The organism is Flavobacterium supellecticarium (assembly GCF_004801375.1).
In the GTDB taxonomy this organism is placed as follows: domain Bacteria; phylum Bacteroidota; class Bacteroidia; order Flavobacteriales; family Flavobacteriaceae; genus Flavobacterium; species Flavobacterium supellecticarium.
Map to the genome: position 1 here is coordinate 137864 of NZ_SSNZ01000007.1, position 12337 is coordinate 150200.

9 protein-coding genes are annotated in these 12337 nt (G+C 40.1%); 8 read left to right on the forward strand and 1 reads right to left on the reverse strand.

What is annotated here, in order from left to right:
* Window positions 1-41 precede the first annotated feature (41 nt).
* On the reverse strand, window positions 42-434 hold the full coding sequence (locus E6C50_RS13905; RefSeq protein WP_136403833.1) for an SPOR domain-containing protein: 393 nt from the start codon (window positions 432-434) through the stop codon (window positions 42-44).
* A 216-nt stretch (window positions 435-650) separates the two neighbouring features.
* On the opposite strand from E6C50_RS13905, the gene E6C50_RS13910 reads away from it, so the two are divergent.
* Genes E6C50_RS13910 through E6C50_RS13945 form a run of 8 tightly spaced genes read left to right on the forward strand, consistent with a single transcriptional unit; the run spans window position 651 to window position 12069 of the window.
* Entirely contained in the window at window positions 651-1925 is a 1275-nt protein-coding gene (locus E6C50_RS13910) for a c-type cytochrome (RefSeq protein ID WP_136403834.1), read from the forward strand.
* 32 nt (window positions 1926-1957) lie between these two features.
* Window positions 1958-5014, forward strand: a complete 3057-nt coding sequence (locus tag E6C50_RS13915; RefSeq protein WP_136403835.1) for a TAT-variant-translocated molybdopterin oxidoreductase — start codon at window positions 1958-1960, stop codon at window positions 5012-5014.
* A 39-nt stretch (window positions 5015-5053) separates the two neighbouring features.
* Window positions 5054-6460 carry an NrfD/PsrC family molybdoenzyme membrane anchor subunit gene (gene nrfD / locus E6C50_RS13920; RefSeq protein ID WP_136403836.1) on the forward strand — a complete coding sequence of 469 codons (1407 nt, stop codon included), beginning with the start codon at window positions 5054-5056 and terminating at the stop codon, window positions 6458-6460.
* Window positions 6461-6466: 6 nt separating this feature from the next.
* Complete coding sequence (locus E6C50_RS13925) at window positions 6467-6991, forward strand: DUF3341 domain-containing protein (RefSeq protein WP_136403837.1); 525 nt, start codon at window positions 6467-6469, stop codon at window positions 6989-6991.
* Between the two features lie 8 nt (window positions 6992-6999).
* Window positions 7000-7545 carry a c-type cytochrome gene (locus tag E6C50_RS13930; protein WP_136403838.1) on the forward strand — a complete coding sequence of 182 codons (546 nt, stop codon included), beginning with the start codon at window positions 7000-7002 and terminating at the stop codon, window positions 7543-7545.
* Window positions 7546-7573: 28 nt separating this feature from the next.
* Window positions 7574-9046, forward strand: coding sequence for a quinol:cytochrome C oxidoreductase (locus E6C50_RS13935; protein WP_136403839.1), 1473 nt, complete (start codon window positions 7574-7576; stop codon window positions 9044-9046).
* Window positions 9047-9065: 19 nt separating this feature from the next.
* Complete coding sequence (locus E6C50_RS13940) at window positions 9066-10241, forward strand: cytochrome c oxidase subunit II (protein ID WP_136403840.1); 1176 nt, start codon at window positions 9066-9068, stop codon at window positions 10239-10241.
* 25 nt (window positions 10242-10266) lie between these two features.
* Window positions 10267-12069: a cytochrome c oxidase subunit I gene (locus E6C50_RS13945; RefSeq protein WP_136403841.1), complete on the forward strand. Its 1803-nt coding sequence runs from the start codon at window positions 10267-10269 to the stop codon at window positions 12067-12069.
* Window positions 12070-12337 lie beyond the last annotated feature (268 nt).

The following is a 12337-nucleotide window of genomic DNA, read 5'->3' on the forward strand; positions in this document are numbered from 1 at the left end:
AGCTTTTTTTATTTTAAACCCGGTATTACCGGGTTTTGTTTTTATTGTTTGTTCGGTTTTATCAGTAAAGCATTCGGGTATTTTTTCTTGATGTCCAGGAGGTTTTTTTCGGCTTCTATTCGTGTTTTAAACGAACCGATCCAAACCTTGTAGGAAGGATTGTTATATACGATGGTTCCGTCCATATTTCTGAATTCTTTTCGGAAATTTACCAACGTTTTTTTAGCTTCGTCATTAGTACCGTAAAAAATTTGAATTTTATACCGATCGTTAACAGTTATAGAGCTGTTTATTTTTCGTTTTTCATTTAAAAGCTGTTCGAATTTCGGATCCTGATCGATGTTAATTTTTGAGGTTTGTGCCTGTGCTATTGGGCTTAAAAATAAAGCGATTAAAGGTAAAAAGTGAATTTTGTTTACGGGTAAGATTCTCATAATGAAGTATGTTTGCTGCAAAAATACAATTATTCCGTGAAAACGGGCTTTGGTAGTTTATTTAGAATGGGTATAAATTGCAATTAAGATAAATTTAAGGTTTTTTGAATAGTACATAAGTCGTATTTTTGTCGGAGTTTATAAATAAGGTAGGCTTTTGTTTTAGGACTATTACAGACAAAATCGTGCCAAATTTAGTTGATAATCATTTTAACTATGAAAAAAGTGGGTAACCATAAATCGTTTTCAAAGATTTTATTGTTCAGTTTAGCATTAGTGCTATCTTTTTCTTTTACCTCCAATGCACAGGATGCAGCTGCAGGTAAAGCGCTTTTTAATTCTAATTGTGCCGCTTGTCACAAGTTGGATGCAGCAATGACGGGGCCTGCGCTTCGTGGTGTTACAGAACGACATGACACAGCCTGGTTGCATAAATGGATTAAAAACAGTTCCGAGTTGATTAAATCCGGTGATGCCAAAGCTATTAAGGTGTTTGAGGAGAATGACAAGAAAGTAATGACTGCTTTCCCGCAATTGTCTGATGCCGATATCGATAATATCTTAGCGTATACTTCTCAACCTAAGGAGGAGCCTAAGGCTGCTGCTGCAGGTGGTGGTGCTACTGCCGGTGCTCAGGAAGGTGGGGTTTCTAATAACCTGGTTTTAGGGGTTTTAGCGGTAGTGCTTGCTATGTTGGTAGCAATGTTATTGTTCGTGAAAAACGTACTGAACAAAATTGCGAAAGCGAACGGTATCGAGGCTCCTGTGAAAGAAAAGTCGTTACCAATCTGGATTGCATTCGCCAGAAATCAATTCCTGGTATTAGTGTCGGTTATTGTAATGCTTTTAGTTGGAGCATACTTTATCTACGGATACTTGATGCAGATAGGTGTTGATCAAGGATATGAGCCGATTCAGCCAATTCACTTCTCGCATAAAATTCACGCAGGTGATAACGGTATTGATTGTAAATACTGTCACTCTTCTGCTCGTGTTAGTAAAACTTCAGGTATTCCATCGTTGAATGTTTGTATGAACTGTCATAAAAACATCAATGAATTCCAGGGGGATGCGGATTCAACTTATGTTGAGCATACTAAAGAATTCTACTCTGCTGAAATCCAAAAACTATACGATGCTGTAGGATGGGATAAAACAGCTCAAAAATATACAGGAAAAGTGAAACCTGTTAAGTGGGTTCGTGTTCATAATCTTCCTGACTTTGTGTACTTCAATCACTCACAGCACGTGTCTGTTGCGGGATTAGAGTGTCAGAAATGTCACGGTCCGGTTGAGACTATGGAAATTATGAGACAACATTCTCCGTTAACTATGGGATGGTGTGTGAACTGTCACAGAGAAACCAATGTTAATGTGGAAGGTAACGAGTACTACAAAAAAATCCACGAAGAACTATCCAAAAAATATGGTGTAGATAAATTGACTGCTGCACAAATGGGAGGTTTAGAGTGTGGTAAATGTCACTATTAATAAATAAATTAAGAAGCTAATATCTATATACAATGGCATCAAACAAAAAATACTGGAAAAGTGTTGAAGAACTAAACGAAAATAGTTCTATTGTTGAGACGCTAAGAAACAATGAGTTTGTTGAGGAAATTCCTACTGATGAATTTCTTGGAGATAAGGATGCCTTATCGACTTCATCAACTACTCGTCGTGACTTTTTGAAATACGTAGGATTTTCTACAGCAGCAGCTTCTTTAGCTGCGTGTGAAGGTCCGGTAATCAAGTCTATTCCTTATGTAGTTCAACCTGAAGAGATCATTCCGGGTGTTGCAGATTTCTATGCAACAACTATTGCGGATGGTTTTGATTTCGCGAATATCCTTATCAAAACGCGTGAAGGTCGTCCTATCAAGGTTGAAAATAATAATTTGCCGAATGCAAAAACCGGAGCGAATGCAAGAGTTCATGCTTCTGTATTGTCGCTTTACGATAGTCTTCGTTTAAAGCAATCTAAAATTGAAGGTAAAGATGCTTCATGGGCAGATGTTGATGCTAAAGTAACAGCAGCATTGGCAGATGCTAAAGCAAAAGGTGGACAAGTGGTTCTTTTAACCGGAACGATGGCTAGTCCGTCTACGGATAAATTAATCGCTGATTTTATCGCAAAAAATCCTACTGCAAAACATGTAGTATATGATGCAGTTTCAAGTTCTGATGCTCTTGATGCTTTCCAAATGGTATATGGTGAAAGAGCTTTAGCGGATTATGATTTCTCAAAAGCAGATGTTATTGTTTCTGTTGGTGCTGATATCTTAGGAGATTGGCAAGGTGGTGGATATGATGCCGGATATGCACAGGGACGTATTCCTAAAAACGGGAAAATGTCGAAACATATCCAAATTGAATCCAATATGTCACTTGCGGGAGCAAACGCTGACAAGCGTATCCCGATGACTGTTACCGAGCAAAAACATGCTTTAGTAAAAATATACAATGTAATTACCGGTGCTTCCGTTTCGACTCCGAAAGTAGCAAACGAAGAAGCGGTAATGAAAGCAGCGCAACAATTGAAAGCGGCTGCCGGAAAAGGAGTTTTAGTTTCTGGTCTGGATGATGTTAATGCACAATTATTGGTGTTGGCCATCAACAGAGCTTTAAATGCTGAAGCTTTTAATCCAGCTACACCGCGTCTTATCCGTAAAGGTGATGCGAAAGCAGTAGCACAATTGGTGAAAGACATGAAAGCGGGTGTGGTACACACGTTAATCATGAACGGTGTGAACCCGGTTTATACGTTACCAAATTCTGCTGACTTCGTAGAAGGTCTTAGTAAAGTAAAAATGTCTGTTGCGTTTTCATTAAAAGAAGACGAAACGGCTTTAAAAACAAAGGTTGCCGTTGCAACGCCACACTATTTAGAGTCTTGGGGTGATGTTTCCATCGTAAAAGGACACTATAGTATTACGCAGCCAACGATCCGTCCTTTGTTTGATACAAAACAATTCCAGGAGGCATTATTAGCGTGGACAGGAAATCCGGCTTCTTACTATGATTTCCTTAAAGCACACGGTACTGCAGTAGTAGCGGGTGGCGCTACCTGGAACAAATTAGTACACGACGGTTTCTATGTAACTCCGGTTACAGCAGCTGTTGGTGGTGCTAATGTTGATTTTGCTTCTGCTGCCGGAGCTTTAGCGCAAGCTAAAAACCTTGGTGGACTGGAATTAGTATTGTATACAAAAACCGGTATGGGTGATGGTCAACAGGCCAACAACCCTTGGTTACAAGAGTTCCCGGATCCGATTACACGTGTATCTTGGGATAACTACGTAACCGTTTCTAAAAAAGACGCCGAAAAACTAGGTTTAGTAAACTATAACGTAGCAAACGGTGGATTAAACGGAAGCTACTCTACCATTGAAGTAGGTGGTGTGAAGTTGGAAAACGTTCCGGTAATCATTCAACCAGGTCAGGCTGTTGGAACTATCGGTCTTGCTTTAGGTTACGGCCGTAAAGAAGCAATGAAACAGGAAATGCAGGTTGGGGTTAATGCCTATACGCTTTATGCAAACATGAAATCCGACCAGTCTGCAAAAGTTTCCAAAGCAAACGGAGATCACGAGTTCGCTTGTGTTCAGTTACAAAAAACATTAATGGGTAGAGGTGATATCATCAAAGAAACTACCCTTGAAATCTTCAATACTAAAGATGCTGCAGAATGGAACATTGTTCCTATGGTATCTTTAGATCACAAAGAAACACCTACCACTAAAGTAGATATCTGGGATTCTTTTGACCGTTCAGTGGGTCACCACTTTAACTTATCGATCGACTTGAATGCCTGTACAGGTTGTGGCGCATGTGTTATCGCATGTCACGCAGAAAACAACGTACCGGTAGTAGGTAAATCTGAGGTTAGAAGAAGCCGTGATATGCACTGGTTGCGTATTGACCGTTACTATTCTTCTCAGGATACTTTCAAAGGAGATGTGGAATTAAAAGAAGGAGCTTCCGGATTAATGAACTCTATCGATACCTTCACCGGTATGGAAGATCCATCCGAAAATCCACAGGTTGCTTTCCAACCGGTAATGTGTCAGCACTGTAACCACGCACCATGTGAAACAGTATGTCCGGTAGCGGCTACTTCTCACGGTCGTCAGGGGCAAAACCACATGGCTTACAACCGTTGTGTGGGTACCCGTTACTGTGCAAACAACTGTCCGTATAAAGTACGTCGTTTCAACTGGTTCCTGTACAACAAAAACAGTGAGTTCGACTACCACATGAATGATGATTTAGGTCGTATGGTATTGAATCCTGATGTGAACGTTCGTTCAAGAGGGGTTATGGAGAAATGTTCACTATGTATCCAGATGACGCAGTCTACTATCTTAAAAGCGAAACGCGAAGGAAGATTGGTAGGTAAAGACGAATTCCAGGTAGCATGTTCGGCAGCTTGTTCAAGCGGAGCAATGGTATTTGGTGACGTAAATGATAAAGAAAGTCAGGTTGCTAAATTGGCCGAAGACGACAGAATGTATCACTTACTGGAGCACATCGGAACAAAACCAAATGTATTCTACCACGTAAAAGTTAGAAATACCTAAACAAGTAAAATAATTAATTAAGAATCAATATAAAGGATTATGTCGTCTCATTACGAAGCACCCATTAGAAAACCTTTGGTTATAGGTGATAAAACTTATCACGATGTAACAGTAGATGTAGCTAGACCTGTTGAAGGTAGAGCGAACAAACTATGGTGGATAGTATTCTCTATTGCGTTAACCGCATTCCTTTGGGGTGCTGGTTGTATGATCTACACCATTTCTACCGGTATCGGAACATGGGGATTAAATAAAACAATTGGTTGGGCATGGGATATTACCAACTTCGTATGGTGGGTAGGTATCGGTCACGCCGGAACCCTAATTTCTGCCGTACTATTATTATTCCGTCAAAAATGGAGAATGGCGATTAACCGTTCTGCAGAAGCGATGACTATCTTCTCGGTAGTTCAGGCAGGTTTATTCCCGATTATCCACATGGGGCGTCCATGGTTAGGATACTGGGTATTACCAATCCCGAACCAATTCGGTTCACTCTGGGTTAACTTTAACTCACCCTTACTTTGGGACGTATTCGCGATCTCGACCTATTTATCGGTTTCATTGGTTTTCTGGTGGACTGGTTTATTACCCGATTTCGCAATGCTACGTGACCGTGCGGTAACACCATTTACAAAAAGAGTTTATTCAATCCTTTCGTTCGGATGGAGTGGTAGAGCTAAAGACTGGCAGCGTTTTGAAGAGGTGTCTCTTGTATTAGCCGGTTTGGCAACACCTCTTGTACTTTCCGTACACACGATCGTATCCTTTGACTTTGCTACTTCCGTTATTCCGGGATGGCATACCACAATCTTACCTCCGTACTTCGTTGCGGGTGCGATCTTCTCCGGATTCGCAATGGTAAACACACTTTTGATCATTATGAGAAAAGTGTCTAACCTTGAAGAGTATATCACTATACAGCATATCGAATTGATGAACATCGTAGTGATGATTACAGGTTCTATCGTAGGTATCGCGTATATCACTGAGCTTTTCGTAGCTTGGTATTCAGGAGTAGAGTACGAACAATACGCTTTCTTAAACAGAGCAACAGGTCCTTACTGGTGGTCATACTGGTTGATGATGACGTGTAACGTATTCTCGCCGCAGTTCATGTGGTTCAAAAAATTAAGAACCAGTATCATGTTCTCATTCATTATCTCTATCGTAGTAAACATCGGTATGTGGTTTGAGCGTTTCGTAATTATCGTAACGTCATTACACCGTGATTACCTACCATCTTCTTGGACTATGTTCCAGCCAACGTTTGTTGATGCTGGTATCTATATCGGTACAATCGGATTCTTCTTCGTATTATTCTTATTATATTCAAGAAGCTTCCCGGTAATTGCACAGGCAGAGGTTAAAACGATCCTAAAAACATCGGGTGATAACTACAAGAGACAAAGAGAATTAGAAGGACACAATTCACATAATCATTAATAGATCATGAGTAATAAAGTAATACATGCTATATACAATGATGATGACATCCTGATGGATGCTGTTAAAGCTACCCGTGCGGCGCATCATCATATTGAAGAAGTTTACACACCATTCCCGGTTCACGGGTTGGACAAAGCAATGGGGTTAGCGCCTACTAGAATTGCGATTGCTTCTTTCCTTTACGGTTTAGTTGGTTTATCAGTTGCAGCATCATTAATGAACTATGTTATGATTGTTGACTGGCCACAGGATATCGGTGGGAAACCAAGTTTTAGTTTTATCGATAACATGCCGGCTTTCGTGCCTATTATGTTTGAGCTTACCGTATTTTTCGCAGCTCACTTAATGGTAATTACATTCTACCTTAGAAGTAGATTATGGCCGTTCAAAGCCGCTGAAAACCCGGATGTAAGAACTACAGACGATCACTTCTTAATGGAAGTGGCACTTCACGGAAACGAAGATGATTTGATTTCGTTCTTCAAGAATACAGGTGCTGTAGAAGTTAAAGTAATTGATAAGCATTAATTGAAGATATGAAAGCCTTATATAAAATAGTAGCATTAGTAGGTGTATCGGTTGTTACAACATCTTGTTTTAACAAATCAAAGCCTAACTATCAGTTCTTTCCTAATATGTATGAGTCTGTGGCTTACGAAACGTATTCACAGTCGGGTGCATTCAAAAATGGTAAAGAAGGTCAGTTACCTGCAAAAGGTTCTATTCCTAGAGGTTTCGAACCCTATGCGTACGAAAACTCAACCGCTGGTTATGAATTAGCAAAAGCAAACTTAAAATCACCTTTGGATTCTACTAAAATTGATTCCAAAAAAGGAACCGAACTGTTCAATATTTACTGTGCTATTTGTCATGGTGAAGCGGGTGATGGAAAAGGAAAACTGGTTAAAAGAGAGAAATTCTTAGGTGTACCAAGTTATGCTGACAGACCGATCACGGAAGGAAGTGTTTTCCACGTAATTACTTATGGATTAAACTCCATGGGTTCTCACGCCAACCAATTAAGTCAGGAAGAACGCTGGCAGGTTGTGGATCACGTGATGAAATTAAAAGCAGGATTATAATTGTAGAACACATTTGAAAGTATTAGATATGTACACATTTTCAAGCAAATTAAAAACTTTTGCATTTGTCATGATGGCTTTAGGGCTTGTGGGAATTGCTTTTGGTTTTTTGACTGCACCTAAGACCATCGAAGACGTAGAGAAAATTTTAGCGGATAGTCATCATGGCGGACATCATACAGAAGCTGTGGCGCACGAATCACACGAGGAACATGCTGCTGTTGCAACGCACCACGAGGAAGCTAAAACAGAAACTGTTGTTGCCGATTCATTAAAAGCAGAAAATGATACTGTAGCTGCAGCAGCGCCTGTAGCAGCAGACCATCACGATAATCACAAAGCGGAAGCAGCTCATGGTCACGATCATGCTGGTGCTGATGCACACGCAGAACACCAGGAACACCTGGAGCATGTTTTGCACCAATTACAAAACAAACCTTGGGCAGCACTTTATGTGGCATGTATCTTCTTTATGTTGATCTCTGTTGGAGTATTGGCGTTCTACGCTATCCAATGGGCGGCTCAGGCAGGTTGGTCTCCGGTATTATTCCGTGTTATGGAAGGTATCACCAGCTATTTATTACCCGGTTCTATCATTTTCTTCATCTTGTTGGTAGCAAGCGGTATGCATTTAAACCACTTATTCGTTTGGATGGATCCGGAAGTTGTAAAACACGATGAGTTGATTCAGGGAAAACAAGGTTTCTTAAACGTACCTTTCTTCCTGATCAGAGCTGCAATCTTCTTAGCCGGTTGGAACTTATACCGTTATTTCTCAAGAAAAAATTCTATTGCTCAGGATAACGCTAACGATGATTCTTTCTACAAAAAGAACTTCAAACTGGCAGCTGGTTTCTTAGTATTCTTTATCGTAACAGAATCAATCGCTTCTTGGGATTGGATTATGTCGGTTGATCCACACTGGTACAGTACCTTATTCGGATGGTATGTATTCGCCAGCTTCTTCGTAAGCGGAATCACTACAATCGCTTTCGTTACCTTGTACTTAAAATCAAAAGGATATTTAGAGCACGTGAATACAAGTCACATCCACGATTTGGCTAAATTCATGTTCGGTATCTCTGTTTTCTGGACCTACTTATGGTTCTCACAATTCATGTTAATGTGGTATTCGAATATCCCGGAAGAGGTAACGTACTTCATCACGCGAATTGAAAATTATAAATTACCATTCTTCGGAATGTTGGCCTTAAACTTCGTATTCCCTATATTAATCTTGATCAACACTGATTTCAAACGTTTAAGTTGGGTTGTGGTAATGGCAGGTCTGTTAATCTTAACCGGTCACTATATTGACTTCTTCAATATGATTATGCCGGCTACGGTTGGTGACCAGTGGTTCATCGGAGTATCTGAGATCGGTTCATTAATGTTCTTCTTCGGACTATTTATCGTTGTCGTATTTACAGCTTTAACAAAAGCTCCTTTATTGGCAAAACGTAATCCGTTAATTGAAGAAAGTAAACATTTTCATTATTAATATTTAAAGTAATAAACAAATGACAGGTTTATTGATACTTATAGTTGTAGTTTTATTAGGAGTTGCTATCTGGCAATTGACTAAGATATTCGATTTAACCCAGGTTGGACGCGTTGCTGATAAATCAGAAATCGCAAACGAAAAAGACAATAATGTTAATGGTTACTTGATGTTCGGGTTCTTAGGGTTTATTTATATATTCACTATTTACTCTTTACTGAAATGGGGTCACCTGGTTTTAGGTACGCCAGCTTCTGAACACGGTAAGGATTACGATAATCTGATGATGATTTCAATGGTATTGATTTTCTTCGTTCAGACCATCACTCAGGCATTATTACATTACTTCGCATTCAAATACAGAGGTCAGAAAGACACCAAAGCGTTATATTTCGCTGATAATGATAAATTAGAGTTTATCTGGACTATTATCCCGGTAATCGTTTTAGCTGGTTTGATCCTTTACGGATTATATGCCTGGACAAACATCATGTTTGTTGACGAAGAGGAAGAAGTAATCTATGTTGAGTTATACGCAAAACAATTTAGCTGGGAAGCACGCTACGGAGGTGATGACAATGCTTTAGGTAAAGCGAATGTTCGTTTTATCGAAGGTATCAACACAGTAGGTGTGGACATGTCTGATCCGAATGCTCAGGATGATAAAATTGTAAACGAATTACACTTACCGGTAGGTAAAAAAGTGGTATTCAAGATCCGTTCTCAGGACGTATTGCACTCCGCTTATATGCCACACTTCAGAGCGCAGATGAACTGTGTTCCGGGTATGGTAACACAATTCGCTTTCACACCAACAGTAACTACTGATCAAATGCGTCAGGATCCTGCGATTGTGGAAAAAGTGGCCAACATTAATATCATTAGAGCAAAGAAAAGTGCTGAACTTGTTGCCAAAGGAGAAACTGCTTTAGATCCGTATACTTTTGATTACTTATTGTTATGTAACAAAATTTGTGGACCGTCTCACTACAACATGCAGATGAAAATCGTTGTAGAAAGCGAAGCAGATTATAAAAAATGGTTAAAAGAAAAACCTACTTTAGCTAGCGCTATTAAAGATGCAAACAAAGCAGCAGCTCCGGCTCCTGCGGCAGCATCTGAAGCAAAAGCACCGGCAGCAGCAGCTCCGGTTGCCGATACCACTAAAGTTTTGGCACAAGTAGTAAAAAAATAATTGCTTTTAATATAAATTAAAAAATATGTCAGCAGTAGGACACGATATCAATCACGAACACGATCACGGTCACGAACACCACCATAAAGATACTTTTATCACGAAGTACATCTTTAGTATCGATCACAAGATGATTGCAAAACAATACCTGATCACGGGTATTGTAATGGGTATCATCGGTATTGTAATGTCTCTTTTATTCCGTATGCAAATTGCATGGCCGGAAGAGTCTTTTAAAATTTTTAATGTCCTTTTAGGAGATAAATTTGCCCCGGGTGGCGTAATGCGAAATGATATTTATTTGGCATTGGTTACCATCCACGGTACCATCATGGTATTCTTTGTATTGACGGCCGGATTGAGCGGTACGTTCAGTAACCTTTTAATTCCGCTTCAAATTGGAGCAAGGGATATGGCTTCCGGATTTATGAACATGGTTTCATACTGGTTGTTCTTCCTTTCTTCTGTTATCATGATTATTTCCCTTTTTGTTGAGTCAGGACCGGCTTCGGCAGGTTGGACAATCTATCCGCCATTGAGTGCGTTACCACAAGCGATCCCAGGATCAGGTACGGGTATGACACTTTGGTTGGTATCGATGGCGATCTTTATCGCGTCTTCATTGATGGGATCTTTGAACTATGTGGTAACAGTTATCAACCTTAGAACAAAAGGAATGTCTATGACTCGTTTACCATTAACGATCTGGGCTTTCTTTATCACGGCTGTTATCGGTATCGTATCGTTCCCGGTATTATTATCGGCCGCTTTATTGTTGATCTTCGACCGTAGCTTCGGAACATCGTTCTTCTTATCAGATATCTTTATTTCAGGAGAAGTATTACATTACCAGGGAGGTTCTCCGGTATTGTTCGAACACTTATTCTGGTTCTTAGGTCACCCTGAGGTTTACATCGTAATCTTACCTGCGATGGGAATCACTTCTGAAATTATCGCGACCAACGCTCGTAAACCAATCTTCGGTTACCGTGCGATGATTACGTCAATCTTAGCGATCGCTTTCTTATCAACAATCGTATGGGGTCACCACATGTTCGTCTCCGGTATGAATCCTTTCTTGGGATCGGTATTTACCTTTACAACATTGTTAATCGCAATCCCTTCGGCTGTAAAAGCGTTCAACTATATCACGACACTTTGGAAAGGTAACCTTCAGTTAAACCCTGCCATGTTATTCTGTATCGGATTCGTTTCGACTTTCATTACAGGTGGTTTAACAGGTATCATCCTTGGAGATAGTACATTGGATATTAACGTTCACGATACATACTTCGTAATTGCGCACTTCCACTTAGTAATGGGTATTTCTGCTCTTTACGGAATGTTTGCCGGAATCTACCACTGGTTCCCTAAAATGTTCGGAAGAATGATGAACAAAAACTTGGGTTACATACACTTCTGGGTAACAGCAGTGTGTGCGTACGGAGTTTTCTTCCCAATGCACTTTATCGGTATGGCAGGTCTTCCAAGACGTTACTATACCAACACCGCTTTCCCTTTATTTGATGATTTAGCAGATGTTAACGTACTAATCACAATGTTCGCTTTAATTGGAGCTGCATTCCAGTTAGTATTCTTATGGAACTTCTTCTACAGCATCTTCAAAGGACAAAGAGCAACGCAAAACCCATGGAGATCGAACACATTAGAGTGGACTACTCCGGTTGAGCACATTCACGGTAACTGGCCAGGTGAAATTCCTGAAGTTTACAGATGGTCATATGACTATAGCAAACCCGGACATGATGAAGATTTCGTTCCTCAAAATGTACCAATGAAGCCAGGTGAAGAACAATTACACCACTAGGATTATACGATTCTATATAGATAAAGCCTCCGCAATTGCGGAGGCTTTATTGTTTTGGTCAGACACCTGACAGGTTTCAAAAACCTGTCGGGTGTAGCGTAAGTCGGAATCTCAGTCCGGATAATTAAGTTGCCGAATGGTGTAGGGGCAAAAGGATAGGTAGTTATACCGAAAAAAGCTTTAAAGACTTTCCGGATAAACACCTGATAGGTTTCCAAAACCTGTCAGGTGTAGCGGTGTAAAAGGTATAAAACGCTCCAGTTAAAAC

Coding starts and splice junctions, on each gene's coding strand:
- nrfD (WP_136403836.1), top strand. CDS start 5,054: ATGTCGTCTCATTACGAAGCACCCATTAGAAAACCTTTGGTTATAGGT.
- E6C50_RS13905 (WP_136403833.1), bottom strand. CDS start 434: ATGAGAATCTTACCCGTAAACAAAATTCACTTTTTACCTTTAATCGCT.
- E6C50_RS13930 (WP_136403838.1), top strand. CDS start 7,000: ATGAAAGCCTTATATAAAATAGTAGCATTAGTAGGTGTATCGGTTGTT.
- E6C50_RS13940 (WP_136403840.1), top strand. CDS start 9,066: ATGACAGGTTTATTGATACTTATAGTTGTAGTTTTATTAGGAGTTGCT.
- E6C50_RS13935 (WP_136403839.1), top strand. CDS start 7,574: ATGTACACATTTTCAAGCAAATTAAAAACTTTTGCATTTGTCATGATG.
- E6C50_RS13910 (WP_136403834.1), top strand. CDS start 651: ATGAAAAAAGTGGGTAACCATAAATCGTTTTCAAAGATTTTATTGTTC.
- E6C50_RS13915 (WP_136403835.1), top strand. CDS start 1,958: ATGGCATCAAACAAAAAATACTGGAAAAGTGTTGAAGAACTAAACGAA.
- E6C50_RS13925 (WP_136403837.1), top strand. CDS start 6,467: ATGAGTAATAAAGTAATACATGCTATATACAATGATGATGACATCCTG.
- E6C50_RS13945 (WP_136403841.1), top strand. CDS start 10,267: ATGTCAGCAGTAGGACACGATATCAATCACGAACACGATCACGGTCAC.